The sequence below is a fragment of the Paenibacillus sp. FSL K6-2859 genome, assembly GCF_038008265.1.
Taxonomy (GTDB): Bacteria; Bacillota; Bacilli; order Paenibacillales; family Paenibacillaceae; genus Paenibacillus_AQ; species Paenibacillus_AQ nitricinens.
In genome coordinates this window covers 5023793-5050357 of the sequence record NZ_JBBOYU010000001.1, presented here as the reverse complement: position 1 = coordinate 5050357, position 26565 = coordinate 5023793, and the positions used below count along the sequence as shown (strand labels likewise).

Here is a 26565-nt window from a genome sequence, read left to right as displayed (position 1 = left end):
GTCGTAAAAGAAATGATCTTTAATTTCCTGAGCCAAGCGTCGCTTGAACATAATCTTTATATTCACTCGGATTAACACCAAAATGCTTCTTGAAAAGTCTGGTGAAATAAAATTGATCATGTATACCGATTTGCGTGGAAATCTCTTTGACATAAGGGTTGCCCTTTAGAATTAACTCTGCGGCCTTCTCCATTTTTACGGTATTAATGTAATGAATGATACTTTGGCCGACTTCTTCTTTAAAGATTCGGGATAGATAGTTCTCACTTAAGTTGACCTGCTTGGCAATCAGAGATAAGGTCAGCTTTTTCTGATAATTTGCATTGATGTAATCAATGGTTTGTTTAACATCCCTATTATGGGTAGTCACAATCTGTTGTTTTTGATGGGTGAATAATTGAAATAAAAGCTCCATCTGCGTTAGAATCTCAGCACTTCGCTTACTATTTGCAATATTCTCAATAGTTGTTTTCAAAAGCTTTGGATCTTCAACGATAATGTGAGCATCGCATAATGGAAGATAGTGCAGACAATTGACGATGAATGTTTTGGCTTCAGCCGGCTTTATTTGTTTCGATCTGCAGGTCTCAAGGAAATTATGAATGGCTTGATTAACGGCTTCAACGCCGGAGCGTTTCCAGGCCTGTATTAAATTTGTAGAGAACTCATGAACGTTTTCGAAATCGAGCGTATCATTTAAATGGACAATCTCGGGATCAATAATCGTTATATCGTTGTAAAATTGGATTTCCAAGGATTCTTTACATCGCTCTAGCATTACTTTCGCCTCAGCGTATCCTCTAATGGGCTGGGAATAAACAATGGTAGGGGTAATGGAAATATACATTTTGATCAACTGGATGACTCTATGGATAAAGTCGGTACGGATAATTTGCTGATTATCTAAGGTATCAGTGGAGATTAGCAGCAACAATGCATTCGATTCAAGCTGAATAATTTCGAATTGATCTACGGTTTCCAGGATATCTAAGATGATGTTTTCAATGAAGGATACCGAAAGTTGATTTTTCCGTTCGCTAGGGCTGGCGCTATTTTGCTCAAAGGTAATGTAGAACAAATAGCAGCTATTTTCACTAAAAGCGAGTGTTATAGAATCTTGCTGTTCAAGCTGGTTCATATCATAATAGGGGTCGGTAAAATAATCTTTTAAAATCGCATTTTTTACACTCTTTAAATTGTGTTGCAATAGCTGAGATTGTGTCTCTAGCTGCTGCTTGGACTGAAGCTGTTCTTGAATTAGGTGCGTGGATTTCTCCAGCAACTGGATGAGGTCCGCAGTCTTCATACTAATCTTAAGCATGTAATCTACAGCGCCAAGAACTAATGCTTCGCGAACCAACTCATACTCCCCGTGGTTACTTGCCACCAGGATTTTTCCTGCAAACCCTCTGTTATTCAGTTCTTTTATCAGCTGCAAACCATCCATATTAGGCATTTTGAGATCTGTAATGATGATATGGGGATTAAATTTCTCGACAAGGGTTAAAGCTTCAATTCCGTCAGAGGCTGTAGCACAGATCATATATCCAAGCTCTTCCCACGGAATCATGGTTCTGAGCGCGACTTTTACAATAGGTTCATCATCCACCAGCATTACATTATACATTGGATACACTAGTATCACCCCTTATCTTCTTCGTAGGTTTGTTTGGGGATCATCAGGCGGCAACAGGTGCCTTGACCCACTAAGCTTGTGATGAATAGTCCGTAGCTCTCACCATATTGAAGCTTAATGCGATCGGCTACATTAGAAATTCCGATACCGGACAGGGTATCAGCCTTTTCCGATTTTTTCGTGTCAAAGCCTTTTCCGTTATCAATGATTTCTATAACAAGTGTGTATTCATTTTTTGCGTAAACCTTAATGCGAATAAGAACCTTTCCTCCAATATCCGTAACCCCATGGATGATAGCGTTCTCAGCGATCGGCTGCAGAATAAGTTTAGGGATCAGACTATCTAAGACCGATTCATCTAGATCATATTCAACGTCAAATCGATCAGCATAACGTATTTTTTGAATGGCAAAGTAATTGTCCAGATTATTAAGCTCCTGTTTGATGGTTATTTCCTCATCTTGATCGATGATGGTACTTCGCAGTAATTCTGCGAGAGAGGAGATACCATCACTTAGCACCGGAACCTGGTTAATCATTGCGAGCCATCGCAAGGAATTTAGAGTGTTGAATAAAAAATGAGGGTTAATCTGTGATTGTAGCATTTGTAATTCAAGCGAACGCTGCCTCTTTTGATCTTTCTGTTGATCCTCTATCAGTTGCTCAATCCGACTGACCATACTATTAATCCTATTAGCCAGAACACCCATCTCATCGTTACTGTGATCTTCTATACGATTGGATAAATTGCCATAAAAAATTTGATTACAGAAGACAATAATTTGTTTGATAGGCTTCAGGATACTTTTATACAAGACGATGATAATTAGGATACAAAGGACTACAATGATGCTGACAACGATAAGGAGTCCCGTGGTGATTTTACTTGTCTCAGAATTAATATAAGAGAAGGGAACCGTAGAAATCATGTACCAGCCTAATTGATTATTATTGATATAGGAGATCTGATGCATTTTGCCATTGACTAAGCCTTGAAAGGAATGGTTCTTCTGAGCTTCTTGTTCCTTGATTTGCTTAAACAGTTGACCTTTATCATAGGCTGCTCCAAGTGTTGTACCCTTTAGGTTGGAGGACATCACTATTCCTTCTCTATTCATGATAAGCAGATTAGAACCAGTTCCTAAGTCCACACTGGAAAGAATGACTTTTGAGAATAACTCCCCGCCGATAAAAACAAACACATAACCTAATGGAACGCCAATGTCTTCTTGATCAAAAATTTTACGCCCCAGGACAATCGTATGGGAAGCACGATAGCTTTTTACATAATTAAGACTGTCATAAGGGGCATTCAGATCTACCTGTTTCATGATTTCCCCATACTTTGGATTGGGAATGCCATCATAGCCTAATTCATAAATAGGCTCGTTCTTGGAATCTATGATCCGAACGTTCTGAACATATCCCGGATAAATGGTTCTGTACACATTATCCATAGCGTGGTTAATGGTAGCATTGCTAGGAGCGGGTTCATTAGGTGCTGCCGTTAAACGCTCCTGAATAATAGGATTGGTAGAAACAGATCCGGCAAGATATTGATAGTTATTAAGCTCGCTTAACATCGTTCGATTGAGCAGTGTCAAAGCCTGAAAGGTAGATTTACTTAATTTATTGTTAATGGATTTGGAGTAGATAGTATAGGAATAGAAACCTATAAAGATGATGGGAATCACGGAAACGATTAAGAAGATAACGGTTAAGCGATTTTGAATTTTAATTTTTCTTATGATTTGTGGGGGACTAGGAAAATACCGCTTCCCTTTGTTATGACTCAGGTGGATGACCTCCCATTCGATATCCTTTACTTACAAGTTAACATAAAAAGAAGAATGGAATATATATGCATGGGCGAAAAGCAAGAATAATCTATGGAATCGTTAGTATTATCCATTCCTTTAACTGCTAAGTTTACAAGTCATGTGAGTCTGATGAATAAGTATATCTGAAACCTGAATGATAGATGGATAAAATAATACATAGGTACGTTTGTATTGTAAATGTAAATTAAACGTAAACACTTCTATACTTAAGTTATCAGATAAAGCGTTTTCAATATTGAATCTGTGATTGGATTGATAGCAAGAACATCTTAAGGAGGGCGTTTATGAGAAAGACGATGAGTACGTTATTAGCGGTTACGCTGCTAGGTGTAGGGTTGGTTGGCTGTGGGAATAGCACGAATAAACCTGCTGCCTCAAATGATTCGAATGCAACAAAAGCTACAAGTACCGCGCAAGCCACAAGTACAACGAACGCTGAGAATACTTCTAAAGAGGATGCTAAGAAGGAATTTGATAACAAGGAACTGAGTATTGCTGTATTCCAAGGAGGATATGGCGCCGATTATTGGAATGAAATTGTCAGCAAATTCGAGAGTACTTATCCAGGGGTAAAAGTGAATATGACGATCAACCCTAAGGTTGGTGAAGTGATCAGACCACAGATTGTGGCCGGTAATCCTCCTGACTTCCTATCTGTTACGGACACAGAGCAAAGTGGGATTATGTTGTCCCTCATTAAAGAAAAAGGACTCCTAGATATCAGTGATGTATTCGAAAGCAAAGCATTAGATAAAGATGAGACGCTAAAGGATATGATTCTTCCAGGAATGCTGGACAGCACAAGATTTCAGCCGTATCAAGACGGGAAGATCTATCTGGCACCTTTTAACGCTGGACCGATGGGCTTGATTTACAACAAAACATTGTTCGCGGAAAAAGGCTGGAGTGTTCCTGAGACTTGGGATGAGTTCTTTGCTTTAGGCGATGAGCTGAAAAAAGAAGAGAACTTCTTGGTCAATGCAGATGGAACGAAAACGAAAAGAGCGTTGTTCACTTACCAAGGCATCTATCCGGACTATTTGGAAGAAATCCTGTATCCTGCCATTGCTAGTGCGGGTGGTAAAGAAACGTTAGATAAAGTATTTGCTTACGAGGAAGGATCATTTAAGAACGACACGATCAAAAAAGTATTGGATATTTTCTACAAAATATCTAAAGACGGATATCTGATGGATGGTACGGTTGCCCTGAATCATACCCAATCGCAGACCGATATGATGATGGGGAAAGCGTTGTTTATCGTAAACGGCAACTGGATGGAAAATGAAATGAAGGATTCGCCTAGAGAGAATGGCTTTGAATTTGGGATGACCACTGTGCCTGTATTTAATAAAGGGGATCAGAAGTACGTGCTTTCCAGCTATGAGCAATTCTCCATTCCAGCAAAAGCTAAAAATCCAGAGCTGGCTAAAGAATTCTTGAAGTTCCTGTATACGGATGAGTCCGTTAAATTATTCGCGGAAAAAGCTAATGGTGCGTATGCACTTAACGGTGCGAAGGAGCTGTCGAAGCCATACTTGACCAAAGGTGTATATGACATGTTTGAGGCTTATAATGGTTCCATTTCAATTCTGCAAGGCTGGCAATCCTTACCGAAGGGCTCCAAGGTTAGTGTAGTCACTGAAATGTTCAAAAATACGATGACGCCAGTCATGACAGGTCAAATGACCACTGACCAATGGATGGATAATGTTGAAAAAGCTTTTGCACAGATTCGTAAAGAGAAAGCAGCTAGTAAATAATTTATAGCATCTCATGCCAATGCATCCTGTTAAGAATGGATAAGGACATTTATGAACAGGATGCATTTTGCATGAAGAGGAGTGAGAAAGATGTCTGAGATGCAACTAACGGAAGTAGCTCCTAGAAACAGAAAAATAAAGACTAAGTCAACGAAAACTAAAAATCCGAAGCTATTCATAGCCGTATGTACCATTCCAGCGCTACTGTTGACTCTCGTATTTATGATCATTCCAACCTTTCGGGCATTCTTTATGTCTTTTACGGATGCAACCGGGATGAGTGATGAGAACAAGTTTATCTTTCTGGATAACTATAAATATATGTTCCAAGATGAGATGTTCCTCAAAGCGCTTAGTAATACGTTCAAGCTGATGCTGGTCGTGCCGGTGGTTACCTTAGCCTTTGGCTTAGTGCTTGCTTTTCTATTGACGCAGACGAAGCTGAAAGAGCGCGGCTTTTACCGGACAGTATTCTTTTTCCCCAGCATTATCTCTTTGACGGTAGTCGGGATCATATGGTCCTTTGTATTTCATCCGAACATGGGGATCTTGAACAATATTCTCTCAAGTATTGGGCTGGATCAACTGACTATGACTTGGCTTGGGGATAGCAGAACTGCATTATGGTGCGTAGCGGTCACTCTGATCTGGCAGGCGGTTGGTTACTATATGGTGATGTATATCGCTGCTATTGATGGGATTTCTGCGGATGTGTTCGAATCGGCGACCATTGATGGTGCGGGGTATTTCCGGAAGCTTATCAGCATTACGATCCCACTGTTAAAAGAAATCATTGGTATAACCTTCGTGCTGTCCCTGGCGGGTACGATCAATTTAAGCTTTATAGTTGTAACTATCATGACTGGCGGTGGGCCGGCAGGTGGTACTACTGTGTTACTCCATTACATGTACACGCAAGGTTTCCAAAATGCGAACTTTGGATATGCCATGGCGATCGCAATCTTTACGCTTGCTTTTGCCTTTGCCCTTTCTTTTCTGTCCAGACTACTTACAAATCGAGCAGAAGGGTAGGGGAGAAGGGTGAATAGTAATCAACAGAGTCTTATAAAAATGAACATTATCAATTGGATCACTCGGCTGTTTCTGATTGTGGCTACCATTGTTTTGTTATATCCGTTTGTATGGAATCTTTTAGCCTCATTTAAGAGCAACACGGAATTTTTAACCGATCCTTTTGCCTTTCCACAAGCCTTACACTTGGATAATTATGTACGTGCTTTTCAGAAATCTAAGATGGGAAGTTATTTCCTGAATTCTATCTTTCTAGTGGTGCTTTCAACTGCGATTCTAGTTATTTTTGTGGTCCCTATAGCTTATGTATTAACAAGATTTAAGTTTTGGGGTTCCAAAATGATTCTTAATATTTATATGGCCTGTATCTTTCTTCAAGCTTCTTATATTATGGTCCCTTTATTTATTCAAGTGAATTCTTTCGGGATGCTGGACAATCGCGGGATGCTCGGTTTGATCTATGCTGTCCTTCAGTTTCCCTTTGCGATCTTTGTGTTGAGTGGATTTCTACGATCTGTCCCTAGAGATTATGAAGAAGCCGCTAAGATTGACGGTTGCGGGAATACAGGGGTACTCGTCAGAATCATTGCGCCACTGGCTAAGCCAGGAATTGTAACGGTCTGTATGCTGGCAGCGATGGGCTTTTGGAATGAGTATCCACTGGCATTAGTTCTAATTCAGACGGATAGCAAAAAAACATTACCGGTGGGCTTAGCCAATCTGTTTGAGGTTCAAAGGTATGCTACAGATTGGAGCGCACTATTTGCCGCATTGATCTTGGTACTCATTCCAACGATTCTCCTATATGTGGTAGGACAAAAACAATTGCTCCAAGGCATAAGCGCTGGCGGAATTAAGGGCTGAACAACAAAGTCATGGAGGGAATTTGTGTGGATAAAGGAAGATTTACACTACCTGGTGAAACAGGAATGGAAGAGGTCATAGCTGATCTTGTAGAGAGATGGGGCGTAGATGCTGTACGTGACAGTGATGGCACGAGTCTATCGCAGGACATTCTTGATATGGGTCTGCAAATCTATTCAACGCTATGTCTGGTGCGTGAGGACAACGAGTGGGCAAAGCAGCATCCACAGTATAGACAGCAGATTTATCTGATGTCTGCACCATTGATTGTGACATCGAAGGTAAACACCATCGATATTATGGCAGATTTTTTTGCAGATCAATTTGTTCCTAACATAGATGTAGATATTAAAAAATATTGGCAGGTTGTAAACCGGACCACAGGAGAAATAGTACCTTCGGCACATTGGAGTTACGCAGAGGGGATCGTCACGCTTGAGCAGGCGGAACAGTTTCACAAATATACCGTCAGTTTCTTGGCCAATCAGATTTGGGAACCGGTCTCTATGTACAATCACATCACGAATAACTGGACGGAAGAGCATCGCTTACCACTGGATGTTCGTTATCCCGAGGCTCAAGAGCAGGTATTGAAGGTGCTGAAAGATTGGCTAGCAAAGCATCCGAAGACTGATATCGTTCGTTTTACTACCTTCTTTTATAATTTCGACTTGATTTTTAATAAGGAAGGTAAGGAGAAGCAAGTTAATTGGTTTGGCTATCTAAGCTGCGTAAGTCCATTAGCATTAGATCAGTTTGAACAAGCCTATGGATATCGTCTGACTGCGGAAGATTTTGTGGATCAGGGACGATATAACACACCGTTTAAGAATCCGACGCCAAGGTATTTGGACTGGATGGAATTTAATCAGAAATTCATTGCAGGTTATGCCAAACAATGTGTTGATATGGTACATGATTTTGGTAAGAAAGCGATTATGTTCTTTGGGGATCACTGGGCAGGCACAGAGCCTTATGGTAAATATTTTTCCGAGATTGGGCTAGATGCGGTGGTTGGGGCTGCCGGAGATGGGGTTACGACCCGTATGATCGCGGATATTCCGATTAAGGATACTGAAGCCCGTTTCTATCCTTACTTTTTCCCAGATGTATTCTTTGAAGGTGGAGATCCTGTTGGGGAGTCCATGCCGATCTGGATAAAATGTCGCCGGGCACTTATGCGTAAATCGGTTGGAAGAATGGGGTATGGCGGATATCTAAGTCTGGCGTACCAATTCCCTAATTTCATTGATCATGTGACGGAGATCGCGGCTCAGTTTAAAGGCATTCATGCAAATGCTGAAGGGACTCAGCCATATAAAGCTTCGTTTAAAGTGGCGATTCTTAATACTTGGGGCTACATCCGTTCTTGGCAAACACATCAGGTGGCTCACTCTTTATGGAATCAAAGATGTTATTCCTACATAGGGGCACTGGAATCGCTCGCAGGACTGCCTTTCGACATTGAATTTATAAGCTTTGATGATATTCGGCAACACGGGATTGATCCTAGTATCGGTGTGATTATTAATGCAGGTGATGTTCATACTTCTTGGAGCGGTGACGATCACTGGAGCGACCCGAAAGTGGTGGCAACGCTTCGCGAATGGGTGCATCAAGGCGGCGGCTTTATTGGAATTGGTGATCCAACTGCTTATGAGCATCAAGGGGTTCTCTTTCAACTGGCAGATATTTTAGGTGTTCAAAAGGAAATGGGTTTTACAGCAAGCGTTAATAAGCCTAAGGTAACGCCAGTAAAGGAGCATTTCATTACGGAAGATTTGGAAGGCGACATCGATTATGGTGAAGGGATGACCATGATCTATCAAGCAGAGACTGGCGCTGAAATATTGGATGTGCAGGACAAAAGCTGCAATCTTGCTGTGAATTCAGTTGGGGACGGTCGAGGCGTTTATATTGCAGGGCTGCCGTATAGTATCCAGAATACTAGATTATTGAGCCGGGCGATCTTTTGGGCTGCACATCAAGAGGATCAATTGTATTCTTGGTTCTCAGTGAATCCGAATGTAGAGTGTCATGCCTACCCTGAGACTGGGCGCTTTTGTGCAGTGAATAACACAGCGGAGACCCAGAAGACGACGATCCTGATGGAGAATGATATGAGACTGGAGCTGGAATTGAACCGAATGGAAAGTGTGTGGCTGGATATGAATTCTATGAGGGCATACATTTAAGGAGTCCGTCGTAGCTACGGAGAATATTTGGACTTCCGGCCGCTGTTGTCTCCAAATTTCCTGAATTGTACCGCTTCGATAGAGTAATTGAGGAATTTCTCCCTGAAATTCCGGGATTTTTGGTCATTAGACTACTAATCAGGGAAAACCTCCCTAAAGTTTAGCTGATTCGATAGCAATTAAAGGGATCCCCCTTATTATTAGGGAGTTTTTCCCTAATTAGTTTAGAGCCGCCCCCTTCTTCAATTTTTCAGGGAAGGGGGCTTTTGCTTTTTAAGCATAAGCATGAATCCATCAACCGCAATGTTTTTGGCGAGTTCTTCTTACTTGGATTGAGATGTTCTGGGGTTTCCGTATCTAGAGAATCCGGGACAACTTACGATACGCCCGCGGAGAAATCCCCTCATTCGCCGTGAATACCCTGCTGAAATAATGGATATCGGGATAACCGACCTGATCGCCCACCCGTTCAATCGGCCAATCCGTTTCCCGCAGCAGCTTACGCGCTTCCCTATGCCGGATCGAGCGGAGGTATTCCCCGGGGGGCATACCTGCGACCTCACGAAAGAGCTTGGCAAAGTGGTCCTCATGCATATTCATGGATGTGGCCATGGATTTATTGGTCCAGCGTTCTGCTAACCGCTCTTCTATCTCATCGATTAATGCTCTGAGCCGCTCGGTGTGAACCGAAGATTTAGCAGCATCCCGGGAGTTTTGCGTTCGAAGCAGCGAAGTCAGAATGCCGAGTAGTAGCCCTCTACAGACCCACTCATAGCCAGCAGGCCGCATGGTGAATTCATGAACGAGTTGTTCCATGGCATGAACACATTCGGGAGGCGGAGAGTAGATCGGTTCTTGTGACAATGGCATGAAAGGAGCGGTCACGGCTTCAAAGGCGAATTTATCGTCCATTACCTCTTCCTCATTAACTACCATATCTTCCTCATGTGTAATAATGGATTCCCCAAAGAAATCAAAATGGATACCAATAAGCTTGGTATCAGAATCCGACAGGATCGCATTCTGATGATATACCCCAGCTGAGAGAAAGATTAGCTGCCCAGCGTTCAGTACATATTCCACCGTATCCATCTTTGTTAATAATTTGCCCTGGCGAACATAGAGTAACTCGTAGTCATATAGCCTTCTTCTTGGAAAGGTGCAAGGAGGAAGGGTCTGCAATTGTGCATAGTGAATTCCGGGTGACCAATCACGAGAGGGCACCTGTTTTCTAAGTGGATAAGAGGGATCTTTGTCAGACATGGCACTGCCTCCTTGATGTTTAATAGAACATATCGGAATAATGCAAAAAGTCTCTTTTTTTCCTAAATAAATTGAACTTTGAATCTATTATAATATAAATAAATAAAGGATAGAAGTACATCTAAGTCTAGGGAGCCAAAAACGGAAAACAACAAATTTGAGGAGGGCTCAAATGAAAAAGGGAATAAACATCTGGTCGTTTCGCGAAGGAACAGAAATTAAAGAATGTGTACGTCTAGCCAAAGCTGCTGGATTTGAAGGGATCGAGCTGTCCTTGAACGAGTCAGGTGAGCTTGGTCTGCAAACCACTGAGAAGGAGGCGCGTATTCTTCGTGATTCCATTCATGAAACAGGTCTAGAGATCGCAGGATTGGCAACAGGGCTATATTGGTCTTATGCGATGACTAGTGAATCTGAAGCGAATCGAACCAAGGCAATCGACGTATGCAAAAAGCAACTGGAGCTGGCGGCTGCGCTTGGTGTAGATACGATTCTTGTCATCCCTGGCGCTGTTGGTGTGGATTTCATCGAGGGCTGTGAGGTTGTTGATTATGAAAAAGCTTATGATAGAGCACTGGAAGCGATTAGTCATTTAGCCAAGGATGCTGAGCAAGCGGGCGTTTCTATTGGTCTCGAAAATGTGTGGAATAAATTCTTGCTGTCTCCGCTTGAATTACGTACTTTTATTGATACGGTCGGTTCCAGTTATGTAGGTTCCTATCTTGATGTTGGGAATATCGTGCATTCCGGTTATCCAGAGCAATGGATACGGATTCTAGGCCATAGAATCAAGAAGGTGCATTTCAAGGACTACCGTCGGACGGCTGGTGGGCTTCACGGATTTGTTGATCTGCTCGCCGGGGATGTGGATTATCCAGCAGTTATGAAAGCGCTTGAAGATATTGGATACAACAATTATGTTACCGGTGAAATGATACCGTCATACACACATTATACGGAGCAAATTATTTTCAATACTTCTGCAGCTATGGATGCCATTCTCGGACGTACCACTTTCAAAGCTTTAGCGGGGGAGGCTTCACTATGTTAAGAATAGGTTTGATTGGTTTTGGATTTATGGGCCGGATGCATTTTGATAATTATGTTCGCTTAACGGAAGAGGGACATCCCATCGCCCTGAAAGCTATCTGTGATTTGCGAATTGAGGAATTAAAAGACGGTAAGGCGGACGGCAATATGAGTACCGCTCGGGAAGTGTATGATTTAACAGCTTACAGTCTCTATGATGATCTGGAGAAAATGATAGCGAATGAGGAACTGGATATGATCGATATTGCAGTTCCTACTTACCTGCATGCTGAAATGGCTTGTTCGCTGCTGGAACGAGGATATCATGTCTTTTGTGAGAAGCCGATGGCTAGAACTTCAGTAGAAGCGCAGAAAATGGTAGAAGCAGCGGAGCGCAGTGGAAAGAAATTGATGATCGGACAGTGCCTTCGTTTTTGGCCAGGGTATGAGTATTTGAAAGAAGTTGTGGAAACTGAGCAATTTGGTAAAGTGACGGAAGGGTATTTCTACCGTGGTTCAGGGGCTCCTAAAGAGTGGTTTCTGGATGAGAAGCTAAGCGGTGGATGCATTGTGGATATGCATATTCACGATACGGATATGATTAACTATCTGTTCGGCAGACCGGACAAAGTATCGACCTTAGGACGGAACGTTCTGCCGGGAAGTGGCTATGACATAGCGTCTACACACTATTTTTATAAGGACGCAAAAGTGATCAATGCTCAGGTGGACTGGACGCTGGAGGGCGACTTTGGTTTCTACATGGGGTACAGGGTTAACTTCGAGCGAGGAAATGTTGTATTTGATGGTAGTGAAGTCAAGGTGAATCCTAATAATGGAGCAGGCTTTATGGTGGAGCTTTCGCCGGATGCGGGTTACTATAGAGAGCTGGTCTATTTCCTGAATGCGATTATTCAAGATAAGCCTATTGTCATTTGTACGCCGGAAAGTGCAGCCGAATCTTTGGAAATCATAGAGGCGGAAGTACAGTCAGCGAATGCCGAAGGGGAATGGATTATACTTAACTAGCAGGATATAGAGTAAGCATAGGCGTGACTGAAGGAAAGATCATTGTAGATGATTTCTCCAGTCACGTCTTTTTGGCATGCATTCTCGCCTAACCTTTATTGCGCTGGAATTTTGTATTGTCCCTAGCATAGTGTGATACAGAGCCGTCATATCTTCTAAGCCGTACTTGTTTATCGGAGAACTGTTCAACAATTCCTGAGGCTACCTCAGAATACATACCATCAGGATCAAGCTGCAGGGCAGTGATATAAGTTTGGGATAAAGCGGCTATAAAAAAATCAATGTTTTTATTAAGTGTATGTGGCATGGTATTCCCTCCGGTGATATCTTCAACATTATGAATATAAATAATTCTAAGGAACTATTTTACCACGATTTGCGGATGATTTTGAGGAGGAATTACTTGATTTGGGTCAAAAATATGCGAAATTTGGTCTGGTTTGAAAAGAAACCTGCGGACGGATATGATTTATGTAGTGAAAGGATGATCGCCAAATGACAGAACAGCTACAAAGAGCCAAGGAGTTATACACACGATTTCTGGGTCATTTTTTGGATATGCATAAGGCAGGTTTCCTTAAGGAATATAAGAGTTTTGAAATTCCTAGAGAACAAGAGATAGAATGGCTCAATGAAATGGCCTTGGCGTACGCCGGGCAGTTGTCGATCCGAGATTGGGATGCAATTAATGCACTTGACGCTTTATCGAGAAACTATCAAGATAGCTGGATTGTGGAGAGGGTATCTTCTTTTGCCTCGAGGAATATGATGAGTGCGGATAGCCTGGTTAGATTGATCTACACAGAGAAACTGGTTGGAATTATTGGCTCCCATAAACAAGTGATCTCAAAGGAGCTGTTATTTGGGGCCTGCAAAGTTGCTGTACAAATCCTCGAAAATGTAATTTCACAGCCGATGGTCATTGACCCTGGACATGAGCTTAAGGAGCTTGGCCTTAAAGATAAGAGAGCTTTGAACAGTCGTGCAGAGCAAAGCTTAGAACAGGTGAAGGTGCTAATTAATTAACCGTTGGAGGGGAAATATGAGATTACTTGTAGCTCAACCCAATCATGAGCCCCATTTGGAGCAGCTTTTGAAGGAACTAAAAGAACCGGATTCTTTTGACGCGGTGTTGTATCCGGAAGGTTATGTTGCAGATGAAGCCAGTGTGAGGACCTTATGTGAACTAGCCAAAACGTATAACAAGCTGATTATTACAGGATATAGGAACAGTAATAATAAGGATAGAGCGCTAATCATTCATCCTTCCGGGGACATCATTTTGGAACGAGCCAAATCTCCGATGGATAAACAGCTGTATCACCCGTCTATAGTGGAAACGGAAGGTCTCAGGTTTGGTTATTTGCTATGTGTGGAACTGCTGCAAGGATACGTTGGTTTGGAGGGGCAAGCAGAGTCGTTGGATTTCATCGCGCATCCGATTGGGGTAGGCATGTTCAGTGAAGAACAGTTTGCATTATGGATCGAGGAAGCCACTAGAATTGCCGTGAAATATAACACGATGATTATGGGGACAAGCCATGCGGACGGATCTTACCGAAATTGTGGCATCTCGATTCCCATCTCTTATTGGATTGACGCTACCGGAGAACCTATTTATATTTCGAGCAATGATACGAGAAGTCGCATTATTAATCTCAAGACAAGGCAGGTTGATATTCTTAATTTAGGGAGCGGCTGAAGTTGACATACTGTTGTCAAATTGGGTGTGCTACGATTCCATTACAGATTAAATCTGATGATCTATAGAAGAAAAAGAGGGATACACCATGGCTGAACCTTTAAAAGCGATGTACAATGAACAATTTCTGCATCATTTCGGCGAAAAGATTCGCAGTGTACATAGTGTATTTGACACAGATGCGTTTGTGATGTCGGCTATGACGGAACCTTGGGAAACACTCGAACTGAAGGCAAGGATGCGGCGGATTACAGAGACATTGGGAAATCATTTACAGCTTCCTTATGAGGATGCGCTGGCGATTTTGACCGCTATTACTGAGGATTGTGTGGGATTTCCATACTTGATCTTTCCGGATTTTGTAGAGGTATTTGGTCAAGGGGCTGAGCATTGGGAGCTATCTATGCAGGCGCTGGAAAGGTTCACACCAAAGTCGTCAGCAGAGTTTGCAGTTAGACCCTTTCTCTTGCGTGAACCGGAGCGGATGATGGCGCAAATGCTAGTATGGTCCAAACATCCCGATAAGCATGTGCGCCGGTTAGCAAGTGAGGGTTGTCGCCCTCGTCTGCCATGGGGACAGGCGCTCCCGATGTTTAAGCTTGATCCAGCCCCGGTGCTGCCTGTACTTGAGCAGCTTAAGGCGGATTCTTCCCTATATGTGCGCAAGAGCGTAGCCAACAATTTGAACGACATTGCGAAGGATCACCCCGAGGTGGTGCTTGAAACCGCTCGACGCTGGATAGGGACAAATGCCCTCACGGACTGGATTGTGCGGCATGGTTGTCGTTCTTTAATCCGTAAAGCGAATCCGGAGATTATGGCTTTATTCGGATATGCAGAGCAAACAGATGAAGCAACACCCCTAATAACGAGTGCTTCTATCACGATTGATCCTACCCTATTGCGAATTGGAGAAGACTCTGAATTACAATACAAACTTCAAGTTTGTGAAGGAACTCCTGCCCGTGTTCGAATAGAATATGGCATCTATTTCGTGAAGGCTACAGGTCGAACCTCTCGTAAATCTTTCTTACTTTCGGATAAAACAGTACCTGGGGGTACAATTCTGTCAGGTAAACGGACGCATCGTTGGGCGAATTTAACCACTCGTCGTCATTATCCCGGGGAACATCGGATTGTATTGTTGGTTAACGGGCGGGAAGTTGCAGATACGTTGTTGAAACTTGAGGGGGGCAGTAAATGAAAAAAGAAGTATTGATTTTTATTTCTAATGGATATGCGGATTGGGAAGCTGGCTATATAAGTGCCGAACTAAACAAGCCAGAAAGTGAATACAAAGTGAAGACAGTTTCTTTAAATAGCGACAATGTACAATCTATGGGCGGATTTACTGTTATTCCAGATTATCATCTAGACAATATCCCCTCCCAGTTTGAAATGTTAATTTTAATTGGGGGTACGAGCTGGAAAGATAATTCAGCGATTACTCCAGTGATTGAAAGTTGTATACAGAATAGAACTCCTATAGCTGCTATATGCGATGCATCAACCTTTTTGGCAGAACATGGATATTTAGATAACATTCCTCACACTGGAAATTCATTAGATTACTTAAAAGAGTTCGCTCCTAATTATAAAGGACAGGCAAATTTTTTAGAAAAACAGACCGTTTCCAGTGACGATATCATTACTGCAAATGGTACGGCGGCATTGGAATTTACAAGGGAAATCTTGAAGAAGTTAAAGGTAATGCCATTAGAAAAAGTTGATGGATGGTATCACTTTTTTAAAAATGGATTTTATCAGGAATAATAAAAAAATGCTCTCCAGTCTGATAGAACTGGAGAGCATTTTTTTGAAATATAAGAGGTGTAGCTGCTTCCGCTTGAGCGACAACCTTATTGTTTCACTTCTGTAACACCCGTAACTTTTCCTTGATCCGAGGTGTCGAAGGTGGATTGATACTTAGCATCTGTGAAGTAAACATTCCCTTCAACCGTTGCATTTACTAAGCTGAAGCCTTCCGCTTCTACGTACACATCACCAATAAATGTGCCGCCTTGAATACGGGCATTTTTACTTTTGATCGTAAGTTTTGGTGCTGTTAGTTTATAAGAGTTAGTGATATTGTGATCTGCATCTTGTGTGTAGAGAGCGATTTTTCGAGCAGGTTCATCTTTATTCGTGAATTGTCCGTCCAGCACGAGATCCTCGGTGAAGGTTAAGTCTTTCAGCGTAGCAGCAATCCAAGTACCGTCCGCACTGATAGCCTTTTTAAAGGCCTCTTCATTATCTACTACCGACGCTGAGGTTACAGCATCAGTGGTGTTATTAGTGTTGCCAGCGTTATTGGTGTTACCAGGTGTAGTAGTGGCGGTAGGGGTAACGTTGGCATTGTTATTGGTTGAGTTTCCGCATCCGACCAACAGCACAATTGCAAATACTGCGGCTACGCTTGCTATCTTTCTCATCTGTATAACCTCCCTGAGTAATTGTACTGATATCCTACGAGCTTAATATAGACTGATTAGTTAGTATTAATGTGGTGTAAGCACAAACGCTTACCGTCCTTGAGGGACGCTGAAGGCATTTCTGCTTGTGGACACAATAATATTTACCGATCATTCTACAAATGGTAATATAGGCCTGGACATCTCTGGCGTATAGTATGACCTGGAAAATATGAATTATTCGAAGAAATTCACGAAAAATAACATTCTTCTTTTGGTGAAGAAGCATTTTAGATTACAATAAGTTAAGGCGGAAAAGGAGCTATACCAATGGCTAAACAGAAATATTATGTAGTATGGGAAGGCAAGCAACCGGGAGTCTATAGCACTTGGGCAGAATGTCAGGCGCAGACGGATCATTATACCGGAGCTAAATATAAATCTTATGAATCTAAAGCGGCAGCAGATGCGGCTTACAAAGCAGGTTGGAAAGGCAATTGGGGAACTGGGGCATCGGCAACCAGTGCGGCTAAATCTAAGGGGACAAATTCTTTTAAACGAAGCGCTACAGTGGAGACTTCAGCGGAAATCGATTACGACAGTATTTCTGTGGATGTAGGTACGCGTGGCAATCCGGGTCCTGTCGAATATAAAGGCGTGGATACACAAACTGGAGATATTATTTTCTCTTGTGGGCCGATTAAAAAGGGCACTAATAATTTAGGTGAATTTTTAGCGATTGTGCATGCCTTGGCGCTCCTGAAGAAAGAGGGAAGTAATAGAACGGTCTACAGTGACTCTGTGAATGCAATGAAATGGGTAAAGCAGAAGAAGGTGGCTACAACCTTGCCACGCGATGCTTCAACAGAGGAAATATGGGTGCTTATTGATCGGGCAGAACGTTGGTTGCAAACCAATACATATGACAATAAAGTGCTAAAGTGGCAGACCAAAGAGTGGGGCGAAATCAAAGCAGATTATGGTCGGAAATAGTTGCAGTAAGGCTCTGGGTTTCGGCTAGAGGAGGAGAATTGGGGATGTTTGGAAACGATTGGGATGAGATATTACAGGATGAAATGCAAAAGCCCTATTTTCTGGAGCTAATGGCTAAGCTAGATAGTGAATATAAGGAACACATAGTCTATCCGCCAAAAGAATTATTGTTTACAGCGTTAAAGCTTACGCCTTATAGCGCGACACGGGTCGTTATTCTGGGACAGGATCCTTACCATGGAGCGGGACAAGCTCACGGTTTAAGCTTCTCAGTAAATCCGGGGGTGCGTATACCCCCTTCCCTGCGTAATATTTATACGGAGCTAAATGAGGATATCGGTGTTCCGATTCCAAATCATGGTTCTTTAATGGGATGGGCAGAACAGGGAGTGCTTATGCTCAACTCGGTACTAACGGTACGTGAGGGAGAGCCGAATTCTCATAAAGGTCTAGGCTGGGAGACATTCACAGACACCATAATGAAGAAGTTAAATGAAAGAACTACGCCGATGGTTTTTATTTTATGGGGAAGTCATTCGCAAAAAAAAGGCGCCTTCATAGACCAAAGTCGACATGAGGTGATTCAGTCTCCACATCCGAGCCCGCTTTCGTCGTATCGAGGATTTTTCGGTAGTCGACCTTTTTCGAAGGTTAATCAGTTTTTGGAGTCGAAGGGAATGAAAGGGATCGATTGGTTCATTTCGGACTTATAGCTAATGGGATGTTGGGAAGGGGGAGGGAGCTATGAAGCATTGGGTTGGTAAACCGGTTATCATGTACTGCGGCGACGAACCTTACACGATCATGAAAGGCATTCTGCGCAAATGGGATCTTTCCGCTTCTGTAGCGGTCATCGGTCATCAGGAAATTGCTGTGCCATTTCGGGATATTGTGGTCATCAAAGCTTTGGCTCCTAGAGAAAGAGCACTGCCTCCAGTCTTGCATTCTGTGGGTTATGTGATGAGGGAACGGCAGCAATTTGATAATGCAGTATATTTTAAATCGGCTGTAAGTGTCTGGAAAGAAGATCGGCTGATTGCTCTGAATACGACCATCATTTCGCATACCAAAGGTTCAGTTACACTTCAAGATGGACAGAACCTTATGAAAGGCAATCACATATTTGTAGTTCGTTCCTTACGAGGTTAATTTCAGTAATCCTATAAAGAAGCACAAAAAGGTACATCTCTAATCGGAGACGTACCTTTTTTATTAATGGAACTTCATTCCGTCGTAAGTGCTATAGATTCTCATGCTTGAGAGGCTCAGCCTCTTCCTCTCGATCTGCAACAATAATCTCATACACTCGTAAAAAAATTATTTTGGCAATCATATAAACGGGCAGCGCAATAAGCACACCAATAATACCATAAAAATCCCCACCTATAAGAACAAGAAGGACCGTGGTCAGTGGATGCACATCTAATGATTTGCCGTAAATGATCGGTGAGAGTACATTATCTTGGATTTGCTGTGCAATGAATATGACGACCAGCGACCATATGGCCATCGTGGGTGATTCAATGAATCCAACAATAACTACGGGTACTCCCGCAAGGAAAGAACCCACATAAGGAATGAAATTGAGCGGTATTGAAATGATTGCCAGCAATAGCGAATAAGGGAGACCTATGATAAGGAAACCGATATACAACATAATACCGAGTACGACGTTTAGCACCACGCGTGTGACAATGAAACTGCTCAGTGCGCTGTCGATATCCCCGAACATCTCTTTACCTTCCTTGCGGTATTTTCTAGGGATTAAGCCTTGTAGTTTTGGTGATAGCTTATAGTCATCTTTTAGCATGTAATACAGAATGATGGGCAAGGTAGCGATTAGAATAACAATGCTGGAAACTACGCCGATCAAATTAGACATCGAATTGGTCACCCAAGTAATAGCCTCGCTAAGATATTCTGATATACGGGCAGCTATGTCGGAGTCCCCTTGGAAAAACCGTGACAATGTCGGATTATCCTTTAATGCATTGAACTGATCCTGTAGTCCCTCAACGAGATAAGGAGTGTTATCAATAAAGTTCTGAATTTGTTCTTGCAGCGTCGGCCAGACTAAAATCCAGAAGAGGATAAACAATCCGGCAAACAGGAAATAAATGAGCAGGATGGAGAAGGCCCTGTTTAATTTTCTTTTCTCAAGAAGCCTTACTAAAGGTCGTAACAAGTAGTACATGAAACCTGATAGTACCATAGGAACGAGTAATAATCTGATAATGGCAGCCAGTGGTGCGAATAGAAACATTACTTTGGAGCCCAAGTACAAAATAAGTAAAAAAGCGATAATAGCAAGACTTGTCCGAAAATATTTCTGTTGTTGCAATAGGAACATCCCCCAAGTTTAAAATAATAATCTATGTAGTTTAATAACCCTAATTCACATGTCTTGATTCAAAAATGTGGTTTACTCCCCTTTAGGTAGTTCTTGGCATATCCGTGGAGGGTATTCATATGGCTAAGGCTACGCCAAGTAAGAGGTCACAACTCATAACCATAACATCATCATTTCGATTCTTGGGGGCTTCGTAGATTATCTTAACTTCCGTCTAGAAGGTTTCTTTGTGGATAGGGTGAATATTTCTGGCACTTCAATTTCGCCTCCGGTTTCCTTCGTAACTTGTCTCGCCTTGACGAGAGATAAAAAAGCAAAAAATTCCCCTAAAGTGGCCAGTGCGGCAGCAATGATTTCATAATCTTCAGCGCTTAATTCTGCATTTTCCTCACTGGTGCCGTTCCCGTTGTTATTTCCACTACTATTTCCGTTACGCTTAGTGTTGCTGTTACCGCCCATTTTTTTGTTGTTTCTTCCGTTGGCCATTTCTGATCACCCGCTTTTTCCTATATGTAGTATTAATATGTTTTAAACTCCAGTGATGAGATAGGCAATTGGTATGTAATTTTCTAATGGGCCTGTTTCACCTTGGACGTAGGATGAAATCATTCCATTTATTACATTTTCCCGAAGCATCATTTTTAATGTTAAAGCGCTTTACAGATGATGAAAACGCTGTTAAAATCATAAACGAGCACAAATGATCAATAACAGTCATATATAATCAAATAATGGTCATGAAATTCCAAGGATAAGCGCATTTAATAAATGGGACAGCACTGTAAATAAAAAGGAGCGAACCACGATGTTGTTTGAGGAAGAAAGAAAACAAAGAATCGTGCTATTTGTGGAAAAGAATTCAAGAGCTTCGGTACAGGAGTTAAGTCAGGAACTGGGCGTATCGGAGTCTACTGTGCGCCGTGACCTGAAAGAGCTTGAAGAAGCCAAGTTGCTGAAACGAACGCACGGGGGTGCAGTATCCCTGCAGAGCGTTAACTTTGAGGCGGCTTATCCAGATAAGGAAGATCGATTGTTGGATGAGAAGCAGAGGATAGCACGTAAGGCTGTAGAGATGATTCAGGAAGGCGATGCTATTCTGCTGGATGCTGGAACCACAACGCTTCAGATTGCTAAAGAGCTGAGGGCTTTTTCTAATATAAAAGTCATTACGAATTCAATTATGGCGCTTAATGAACTGCGGGATTGTCGCAATATAGAAGTCTCAATTACAGGCGGAATGTTGCGACCGGATACATTGGCTTTTGTAGGACCGATGACTGAGCGCTCTTTAGAGATGGTAAGAGTGGATAAAACATTTCTTGCAACCAACGGATTAGACTTAAGAGAAGGAATCACTACACCTAATATGCTTGAAGCAGCGACCAAGCGTAAGATGATCTCGGTTGCAAAGCAAGTAATTCTTCTGGCTGATCATAGCAAGCTCGGTCAAGTATCCTTCTGTAAGGTTGCCGACGTGACGGAAATGGATCACTGCATTATTGATTCTGGTGCATCTGACAAGTTCATCCGTGAGATTACGCAAATGGGTGTGGATTTCTCGCTGGTATGACCCTAGGTGGAGGCTGTTCTACGGTTAGAAAATGTTTTAATTTGAGTGGTATGGAATCATTGTAAGATCGTTTGGAGAAATTACATTTGCCGCATGTTTAGCCGGTAATCTATGGCTTAGAAAACCAAAATAATTGAGGGATAATTATGATCTATACAGTAACGCTTAATCCTTCCATCGATTACATCGTGGAAGTTGAAGATTTGAGACTAGGTGGCTTGAACCGGATGAAACGTGATTTGAAGCTTCCTGGAGGTAAAGGGATCAACGTATCACGCGTGTTAAATCAGCTTGAGGTTCAGAATAAAGCTATAGGCTTCCTTGGTGGATTCACTGGACGATATATTGAGGAATGGTTGCGGAAAGAGTCGATTTCAAGTGATTTTGTATTTGTTTCTGATGATACCCGAATTAATATCAAGCTTAAGCATGGAGAGGAAACGGAGATTAATGGTGCAGGGCCTGTCATCCGAGATACGGAGGCAGAGGCATTATTACAGAAGATGGCTGTTCTGAATGCAGGCGATGTTGTGATATTGTCCGGAAGTGTTCCTCCTTCACTGGGTGCTGATTTCTATGACAGGTTGATATCTGTATGCAAGCAAAGAGAGGCCGAATTTGTCATTGATACTACAGGTTCAGCGCTGAAAAAGGCACTTCCTCATCAGCCGTTGCTCGTTAAGCCTAATCATCATGAGCTTGCAGAGCTATTCGGCGTTACGATAGAGACTAAGGAAGAAATAATTACTTATGGTCGCAAGCTGCTCGAAGCTGGCGCGAAGCATGTGTTAGTTTCAATGGCTGGTGAAGGTGCCTTGTTCATTACGGAACAGGGGGTATACCACGCCAATGCTCCAAAAGGAGCAGTAAAAAATTCTGTAGGCGCAGGCGATTCTATGATCGCTGGATTCGTTGGCACATTTTCTTTGACTGGAGATTTAATGGAAGCTTTCCGTGCAGGTGTTGCCTCAGGCAGCGCAACAGCTTTCTCTGATGACCTGGCAGATAGAGAATTCATTGAGCAACTGAGACCGCTGATCAACATCTCAGAAGTGTAAGCTAACAGCATTCAAAGTACTCAAGGGAGTTGGAAGAAATGAGAATTACGGATTTGATGATAAAAGAAACAATGATTATGGATTTAAAAGCAACCACTAAAGAAGGAGCAATTGATGAATTGATTGCCAGTCTTGCCGCAAGTGGTCGTATCAATGATCCTGTTCTATTTAAAGAGATGATCCTGAAGCGTGAAGAGCAGTCCAGTACTGGGATTGGTGGCGGTATCGCAATGCCACATGCCAAGACTAAAGCGGTGAATGAAGCGACAGTTGTGTTTGCCAAAAGTGCGACGGGCGTGGAATTCGAATCACTTGATGATGAACCGGCTCGGATCTTCTTTATGATTGCCGCCCCAGAAGGAGCGGGCAACATGCATCTTCGTACATTGGCCTCGCTGTCCAGGCTGTTGATCGATAGTGAGTTCATTGAACAGCTGATGAATACCCGAACTCCAGATGAGGTATCCGCCTTGTTCGATGCGAAGCAGGCCGAAGGGGAAGCCAAGGAGAAAGAGAGCGAAGCTGCTGAAGCTGCCAAGAAGTCAGAACCTGAAAAGCTAATCGTCGGCAACCCAGATTCCCAAGCATTCGTCGTAGCTGTTACTGCTTGTCCTACTGGAATTGCGCATACCTTTATGGCTGAAGATGCGCTCAAGAAGAAGGCTCTGGAAATGGGAGTTAATATCCGTGTAGAGACAAATGGTTCAGAAGGTGCCAAAAACATCTTAACACCCGATGAGATTCGGCGTGCAAGTGGTGTAATTGTGGCAGCAGATAAACAAGTGGAAATGGCTCGTTTTGATGGCAAGCCAGTACTGCAAAGACCGGTTAGTGACGGTATTCGCAAATCGGAAGAGCTCATTCGCAAAGCAATGAACGGCGATGCACCGATTTACCATAATGAAGGTCGTAGTGGTAATGAAGGAGAGTCCAAAGAGAAATCAGGCAGTATCGGCAGTAAAATATACAAGGACTTGATGAATGGTATCTCCCACATGCTGCCGTTTGTAGTCGGCGGTGGTATTCTGCTGGCGATCTCCTTCCTGATTGAACAAGTTGGTGGAGAGAATCACCCTCTATTCCAGCTGCTGCAGACGATTGGTGGCGGTGATGGTGCCTTCCATTTCCTAATTCCGGTTCTTGCTGGATTTATTGCGATTAGTATCGGTGACCGTCCAGCTCTGATGCCAGGTATGGTTGGCGGTTATATGGCCTTGAATTCCAATGCTGGATTCCTCGGCGGTCTGGCTGCAGGTTTCTTGGCTGGTTACGTTGTTATCGGTCTGCGCAAAGTGTTTGCGGGTCTGCCAAAAACGCTCGACGGATTAAAGCCGATTCTGTTATATCCGGTATTTGGTCTATTAATTACCGGTGGATTGATGTATTACCTGTTCGATCCGATCTTTAGCTGGATGAACGTAGGGCTCATTAATTGGCTTAACGATCTTGGAACGGTTAATGCAGTAATTCTGGGTCTGGTTCTTGGTGGAATGATGGCTATTGATATGGGAGGTCCCTTCAATAAAGCGGCTTACACTTTTGCCATCGGGGTATTCACTACCAGTGGAAATACTAACGGATTTATGATGGCGGCTGTAATGGCAGGCGGTATGGTTCCTCCACTTGCAATAGCGCTTGCTACTACCTTCTTCAAGAATAAATTTACAGAATCAGAACGTAAATCAGGGTTAACAAACTATGTATTGGGCTTATCGTTCATTACAGAAGGGGCGATTCCATTCGCCGCTGCCGATCCACTGCGTGTTCTGACTTCTTGTATCTTAGGTTCAGCCGTAGCTGGTGGTCTCACTCAGTTTTGGAATATCAACGTTCCAGCACCGCATGGTGGGATCTTTGTAGCCGCGCTTTCGAGTCATGCGTTGTTGTTCCTACTGGCCGTTCTGATCGGATCTGTTATTTCCGGATTAATGCTCGGATTATGGAAGAAACCTCTTGAGGCAAAGTAATAAAATAAATAATTTGAACTGCTGGGTGCCAGACGCTTCTTCTGGTACTCGGCAGTTTTTTGAAATATAAGAATTTTTATGCATACGCTAAAAACTATTCTTCTATTTTTGCAGAAACGATCATCGTCCCTAAGAAGAAGCCGAAGGCGATTCTTCTTACCTAAACGTTGACCACGATGCCCTCAGCCCTTGCGAGAATAATCTCCTTCATTGAGGTTTATTTTTGTATAATTGAAAATATATATATAACAAGAGGGCAAAGGAGCGAGCGAGATGATACTGCACAAGGGGGAAGTCTTGTTCCGTCAAGGGGACAGCTGCGAATTCTTATATAAGGTGAAAAGTGGGCTGTTCAAGGTAACAAGGCTTCATGAAAATGGGAACATGGTGTTGTTCAACATCTTGTATCCTGGTGAGATGGTTCCCCATCATTCACTCATTTCGCCAAAGGAGGCGCATGGAACAGCGGTTGCTATGATGAAGAGCGAGGTGGAGGCAGTTCCTTCAGCGGAATGGTATCAACAGGTACGGGATGAGCCAGGTCGAGCGATGGAAATCGCTATGTTGCTTCAAGAGAAGGTGCGTTTTATGCAGACTCGGCTAGATCACCTTACGGTTGGAACACCCGCAGAACGTATGGAACTGTTAACCCGCTGGTTCAATGACTACTCTCATGGCGCAGCACTAACAGAGCTTTTGACACAGGAGGAAATTGGGCAATTGATCGGTGTGAGACGCGAAACAGTCAATCGTTTGTTGCGTACCGTGGAGTGATTCCTGCCTATTTTTATAGTGAAGTGTTTAGAGTAGTGGATCTCCGTGGTATAATGTATTCAGAACTTATTAAATTACAGAAAGGATCAGGATACCATGTGTCCCCGAAGGACGATTCCCCAAAGGACGATTTGGAAACGTTATGATCTGTCTTATACTTAGCTTCCCTGTAGAAGGTGCGTGAACCGTTGTTACTCGACGAACCGCCTCTGCGAGGGGAAGGAGTATATATATGCGAAGGAGCAATACCTCCGGTTTTACCCGTCGTAGAGGTTGGTGGGACGTTTAGCCGCCATATACGATAAGGGGAGACCTGTATGAGGAACCACAATTACGGAGTGAATGTACTGCTCCGGTTGACAGTCATTTTGTTTGGAACATTTTTGCTTGCATTTGCTTATTATCACATCAATTTTCAGAACCATTTGTCTGAGGGCGGATTCGTAGGATTATCGCTTCTCGGCAAATACGTATTAGGAATATCACCTTCAATTTCAACTCTGCTTCTAGACGTTCCAGTACTCTTGATTGCATGGATGTTCAAAGGGAAAACGTTCGTATGCAACACCTTTGTTTCTGTAGGAGCTTTTACAATCTTTTACGGACTCATGGAACGTTATTCCGGTTTGGTCATCAACTTGCAGGGCAACTTGGCATTAGCAGCCCTTTTATCTGGCGTACTGACAGGTTTAGGCGCGGGAATTATTCTGCGAAGCGGCGGCGCAAGTGGTGGAGATGATATTTTGTCGCTGCTGATCAGTGAATGGAAGGGAATTAAAGTAGGTACAGTATTCATCATGTTGGATGTAATCGTTCTGGCATTATCACTCTTTTATATGCCTGTTAGAGAAACGATGTATACGGTGATGGCGGTAGTCGTCGCAGGTTATGTGATCACCTTTACTACCTCTTTAGGTAAACCAAAGTTAGTGAAGGCGCCAAAGATTCAGTCTACGCTGCGTAAACCGCATGATGGTACGGTAATGTGAATAAGACTGTATAAACAGCTTATTTCGGGGATATACTATATATAAGGTCAGCCAGAATTTCTGGTTGACTTTTTTTTTGTTGAATAAGTGATCTCGGGG

Annotated in this window: 25 protein-coding genes; 18 read left to right on the top strand and 7 right to left on the bottom strand. The window is 42.8% G+C overall.

The genetic code is table 11. The annotated features are described in order from the left end of the window. Positions 1-19 precede the first annotated feature (19 nt). Both MHB64_RS22700 and MHB64_RS22695 read right to left on the bottom strand, forming a co-directional pair. Positions 20-1627 carry a response regulator transcription factor gene (locus tag MHB64_RS22700; RefSeq protein ID WP_256989961.1) on the bottom strand — a complete coding sequence of 536 codons (1608 nt, stop codon included), beginning with the start codon at positions 1625-1627 and terminating at the stop codon, positions 20-22. Between the two features lie 14 nt (positions 1628-1641). Continuing rightward, positions 1642-3219: a sensor histidine kinase gene (locus MHB64_RS22695; protein ID WP_341135420.1), complete on the bottom strand. Its 1578-nt coding sequence runs from the start codon at positions 3217-3219 to the stop codon at positions 1642-1644. 542 nt (positions 3220-3761) lie between these two features. On the opposite strand from MHB64_RS22695, the gene MHB64_RS22690 reads away from it, so the two are divergent. From MHB64_RS22690 to gnpA, 4 genes are all read left to right on the top strand, one after another. Then, positions 3762-5240: a carbohydrate ABC transporter substrate-binding protein gene (locus MHB64_RS22690; RefSeq protein ID WP_094872856.1), complete on the top strand. Its 1479-nt coding sequence runs from the start codon at positions 3762-3764 to the stop codon at positions 5238-5240. Between the two features lie 90 nt (positions 5241-5330). Further along, positions 5331-6272: a carbohydrate ABC transporter permease gene (locus MHB64_RS22685; RefSeq protein WP_218832619.1), complete on the top strand. Its 942-nt coding sequence runs from the start codon at positions 5331-5333 to the stop codon at positions 6270-6272. A gap of 39 nt (positions 6273-6311) precedes the next feature. Continuing rightward, on the top strand, positions 6312-7136 hold the full coding sequence (locus MHB64_RS22680; RefSeq protein WP_094872897.1) for a carbohydrate ABC transporter permease: 825 nt from the start codon (positions 6312-6314) through the stop codon (positions 7134-7136). 26 nt (positions 7137-7162) lie between these two features. Beyond that, positions 7163-9331: a 1,3-beta-galactosyl-N-acetylhexosamine phosphorylase gene (gene gnpA, locus MHB64_RS22675; protein ID WP_341135419.1), complete on the top strand. Its 2169-nt coding sequence runs from the start codon at positions 7163-7165 to the stop codon at positions 9329-9331. Positions 9332-9688: 357 nt separating this feature from the next. Here gnpA and MHB64_RS22670 read toward each other — a convergent pair whose 3' ends face one another. Then, a complete protein-coding gene (locus tag MHB64_RS22670; RefSeq protein ID WP_094877926.1) occupies positions 9689-10594 on the bottom strand; it encodes an AraC family transcriptional regulator in 906 nt (301 codons plus the stop codon). A 172-nt stretch (positions 10595-10766) separates the two neighbouring features. Between MHB64_RS22670 and MHB64_RS22665 the strand changes: the two genes are divergently transcribed. Further along, the gene (locus tag MHB64_RS22665) at positions 10767-11645 is read left to right on the top strand and encodes a sugar phosphate isomerase/epimerase family protein (protein WP_094877925.1); all 879 of its coding nucleotides are present in this window, start codon (positions 10767-10769) and stop codon (positions 11643-11645) included. Continuing rightward, on the top strand, positions 11639-12652 hold the full coding sequence (locus tag MHB64_RS22660; protein ID WP_094872848.1) for a Gfo/Idh/MocA family protein: 1014 nt from the start codon (positions 11639-11641) through the stop codon (positions 12650-12652). Before MHB64_RS22665 ends, MHB64_RS22660 begins: the two co-directional genes overlap by 7 nt. Before the next feature lie 88 nt (positions 12653-12740). On the opposite strand, the gene MHB64_RS22655 is transcribed toward MHB64_RS22660, so the two are convergent. Further along, on the bottom strand, positions 12741-12959 hold the full coding sequence (locus MHB64_RS22655; RefSeq protein ID WP_094872846.1) for a hypothetical protein: 219 nt from the start codon (positions 12957-12959) through the stop codon (positions 12741-12743). A 188-nt stretch (positions 12960-13147) separates the two neighbouring features. On the opposite strand from MHB64_RS22655, the gene MHB64_RS22650 reads away from it, so the two are divergent. The 4 genes from MHB64_RS22650 to MHB64_RS22635 all read left to right on the top strand — a co-directional run bounded on the left by MHB64_RS22650 (position 13148) and on the right by MHB64_RS22635 (position 16127). Further along, positions 13148-13678 carry a hypothetical protein gene (locus tag MHB64_RS22650; protein ID WP_341135418.1) on the top strand — a complete coding sequence of 177 codons (531 nt, stop codon included), beginning with the start codon at positions 13148-13150 and terminating at the stop codon, positions 13676-13678. A 16-nt stretch (positions 13679-13694) separates the two neighbouring features. Next, a complete protein-coding gene (locus MHB64_RS22645; protein WP_280786688.1) occupies positions 13695-14354 on the top strand; it encodes a hypothetical protein in 660 nt (219 codons plus the stop codon). 88 nt (positions 14355-14442) lie between these two features. After that, on the top strand, positions 14443-15558 hold the full coding sequence (locus MHB64_RS22640) for a DNA alkylation repair protein (RefSeq protein WP_341135417.1): 1116 nt from the start codon (positions 14443-14445) through the stop codon (positions 15556-15558). Further along, positions 15555-16127 (top strand): type 1 glutamine amidotransferase family protein, encoded by a 573-nt coding sequence (locus MHB64_RS22635; RefSeq protein ID WP_341135416.1) that lies wholly within the window; start codon positions 15555-15557, stop codon positions 16125-16127. The genes MHB64_RS22640 and MHB64_RS22635 overlap by 4 nt, the downstream gene beginning before the upstream one ends. A gap of 86 nt (positions 16128-16213) precedes the next feature. Here MHB64_RS22635 and MHB64_RS22630 read toward each other — a convergent pair whose 3' ends face one another. Beyond that, complete coding sequence (locus MHB64_RS22630) at positions 16214-16786, bottom strand: hypothetical protein (RefSeq protein WP_094872837.1); 573 nt, start codon at positions 16784-16786, stop codon at positions 16214-16216. A 309-nt stretch (positions 16787-17095) separates the two neighbouring features. Here MHB64_RS22630 and rnhA point away from each other — a divergent pair, with 309 nt between their 5' ends. The 3 genes from rnhA to MHB64_RS22615 are packed head-to-tail and all read left to right on the top strand — an operon-like array spanning position 17096 to position 18907. Next, positions 17096-17758 carry a ribonuclease H gene (rnhA, locus tag MHB64_RS22625; RefSeq protein ID WP_094872836.1) on the top strand — a complete coding sequence of 221 codons (663 nt, stop codon included), beginning with the start codon at positions 17096-17098 and terminating at the stop codon, positions 17756-17758. A 44-nt stretch (positions 17759-17802) separates the two neighbouring features. After that, positions 17803-18471, top strand: coding sequence for a uracil-DNA glycosylase (gene ung / locus MHB64_RS22620; RefSeq protein ID WP_341135415.1), 669 nt, complete (start codon positions 17803-17805; stop codon positions 18469-18471). Between the two features lie 31 nt (positions 18472-18502). Further along, the gene (locus MHB64_RS22615; protein WP_042190609.1) at positions 18503-18907 is read left to right on the top strand and encodes a hypothetical protein; all 405 of its coding nucleotides are present in this window, start codon (positions 18503-18505) and stop codon (positions 18905-18907) included. A gap of 91 nt (positions 18908-18998) precedes the next feature. Here MHB64_RS22615 and MHB64_RS22610 read toward each other — a convergent pair whose 3' ends face one another. Together MHB64_RS22610 and MHB64_RS22605 are read right to left on the bottom strand one after the other, a co-directional pair. Next, complete coding sequence (locus MHB64_RS22610) at positions 18999-20108, bottom strand: AI-2E family transporter (protein ID WP_094872833.1); 1110 nt, start codon at positions 20106-20108, stop codon at positions 18999-19001. A gap of 198 nt (positions 20109-20306) precedes the next feature. Continuing rightward, a complete protein-coding gene (locus tag MHB64_RS22605) occupies positions 20307-20594 on the bottom strand; it encodes a hypothetical protein (protein ID WP_094872831.1) in 288 nt (95 codons plus the stop codon). Positions 20595-20850: 256 nt separating this feature from the next. Here MHB64_RS22605 and MHB64_RS22600 point away from each other — a divergent pair, with 256 nt between their 5' ends. The 5 genes from MHB64_RS22600 (at position 20851) to MHB64_RS22580 (ending at position 26466) form a co-directional block, all read left to right on the top strand. Then, positions 20851-21678 (top strand): DeoR/GlpR family DNA-binding transcription regulator, encoded by an 828-nt coding sequence (locus MHB64_RS22600; protein ID WP_341136112.1) that lies wholly within the window; start codon positions 20851-20853, stop codon positions 21676-21678. A gap of 146 nt (positions 21679-21824) precedes the next feature. After that, positions 21825-22736: a 1-phosphofructokinase gene (gene pfkB / locus MHB64_RS22595; protein WP_341135414.1), complete on the top strand. Its 912-nt coding sequence runs from the start codon at positions 21825-21827 to the stop codon at positions 22734-22736. Positions 22737-22774: 38 nt separating this feature from the next. Then, positions 22775-24703, top strand: a complete 1929-nt coding sequence (locus MHB64_RS22590) for a PTS fructose transporter subunit IIABC (protein ID WP_094872826.1) — start codon at positions 22775-22777, stop codon at positions 24701-24703. A gap of 273 nt (positions 24704-24976) precedes the next feature. Continuing rightward, on the top strand, positions 24977-25477 hold the full coding sequence (locus tag MHB64_RS22585; RefSeq protein WP_094872824.1) for a Crp/Fnr family transcriptional regulator: 501 nt from the start codon (positions 24977-24979) through the stop codon (positions 25475-25477). A gap of 317 nt (positions 25478-25794) precedes the next feature. Further along, positions 25795-26466 (top strand): YitT family protein, encoded by a 672-nt coding sequence (locus MHB64_RS22580; RefSeq protein WP_094872822.1) that lies wholly within the window; start codon positions 25795-25797, stop codon positions 26464-26466. Positions 26467-26565 lie beyond the last annotated feature (99 nt).

Excerpts from the sequence above, each read along its gene's own strand:
- MHB64_RS22700 (WP_256989961.1), bottom strand. The coding sequence starts at position 1,627 with ATGTATAATGTAATGCTGGTGGATGATGAACCTATTGTAAAAGTCGCG.
- MHB64_RS22695 (WP_341135420.1), bottom strand. The coding sequence starts at position 3,219 with ATGTTAAGCGAGCTTAATAACTATCAATATCTTGCCGGATCTGTTTCT.
- MHB64_RS22690 (WP_094872856.1), top strand. The coding sequence starts at position 3,762 with ATGAGAAAGACGATGAGTACGTTATTAGCGGTTACGCTGCTAGGTGTA.
- MHB64_RS22685 (WP_218832619.1), top strand. The coding sequence starts at position 5,331 with ATGTCTGAGATGCAACTAACGGAAGTAGCTCCTAGAAACAGAAAAATA.
- MHB64_RS22680 (WP_094872897.1), top strand. The coding sequence starts at position 6,312 with ATGAACATTATCAATTGGATCACTCGGCTGTTTCTGATTGTGGCTACC.
- MHB64_RS22670 (WP_094877926.1), bottom strand. The coding sequence starts at position 10,594 with ATGTCTGACAAAGATCCCTCTTATCCACTTAGAAAACAGGTGCCCTCT.
- MHB64_RS22665 (WP_094877925.1), top strand. The coding sequence starts at position 10,767 with ATGAAAAAGGGAATAAACATCTGGTCGTTTCGCGAAGGAACAGAAATT.
- MHB64_RS22660 (WP_094872848.1), top strand. The coding sequence starts at position 11,639 with ATGTTAAGAATAGGTTTGATTGGTTTTGGATTTATGGGCCGGATGCAT.
- MHB64_RS22655 (WP_094872846.1), bottom strand. The coding sequence starts at position 12,959 with ATGCCACATACACTTAATAAAAACATTGATTTTTTTATAGCCGCTTTA.
- MHB64_RS22650 (WP_341135418.1), top strand. The coding sequence starts at position 13,148 with ATGACAGAACAGCTACAAAGAGCCAAGGAGTTATACACACGATTTCTG.
- MHB64_RS22645 (WP_280786688.1), top strand. The coding sequence starts at position 13,695 with ATGAGATTACTTGTAGCTCAACCCAATCATGAGCCCCATTTGGAGCAG.
- MHB64_RS22640 (WP_341135417.1), top strand. The coding sequence starts at position 14,443 with ATGGCTGAACCTTTAAAAGCGATGTACAATGAACAATTTCTGCATCAT.
- MHB64_RS22635 (WP_341135416.1), top strand. The coding sequence starts at position 15,555 with ATGAAAAAAGAAGTATTGATTTTTATTTCTAATGGATATGCGGATTGG.
- MHB64_RS22630 (WP_094872837.1), bottom strand. The coding sequence starts at position 16,786 with ATGAGAAAGATAGCAAGCGTAGCCGCAGTATTTGCAATTGTGCTGTTG.
- rnhA (WP_094872836.1), top strand. The coding sequence starts at position 17,096 with ATGGCTAAACAGAAATATTATGTAGTATGGGAAGGCAAGCAACCGGGA.
- ung (WP_341135415.1), top strand. The coding sequence starts at position 17,803 with ATGTTTGGAAACGATTGGGATGAGATATTACAGGATGAAATGCAAAAG.
- MHB64_RS22615 (WP_042190609.1), top strand. The coding sequence starts at position 18,503 with ATGAAGCATTGGGTTGGTAAACCGGTTATCATGTACTGCGGCGACGAA.
- MHB64_RS22610 (WP_094872833.1), bottom strand. The coding sequence starts at position 20,108 with ATGTTCCTATTGCAACAACAGAAATATTTTCGGACAAGTCTTGCTATT.
- MHB64_RS22605 (WP_094872831.1), bottom strand. The coding sequence starts at position 20,594 with ATGGCCAACGGAAGAAACAACAAAAAAATGGGCGGTAACAGCAACACT.
- pfkB (WP_341135414.1), top strand. The coding sequence starts at position 21,825 with ATGATCTATACAGTAACGCTTAATCCTTCCATCGATTACATCGTGGAA.
- MHB64_RS22590 (WP_094872826.1), top strand. The coding sequence starts at position 22,775 with ATGAGAATTACGGATTTGATGATAAAAGAAACAATGATTATGGATTTA.
- MHB64_RS22585 (WP_094872824.1), top strand. The coding sequence starts at position 24,977 with ATGATACTGCACAAGGGGGAAGTCTTGTTCCGTCAAGGGGACAGCTGC.
- MHB64_RS22580 (WP_094872822.1), top strand. The coding sequence starts at position 25,795 with ATGAGGAACCACAATTACGGAGTGAATGTACTGCTCCGGTTGACAGTC.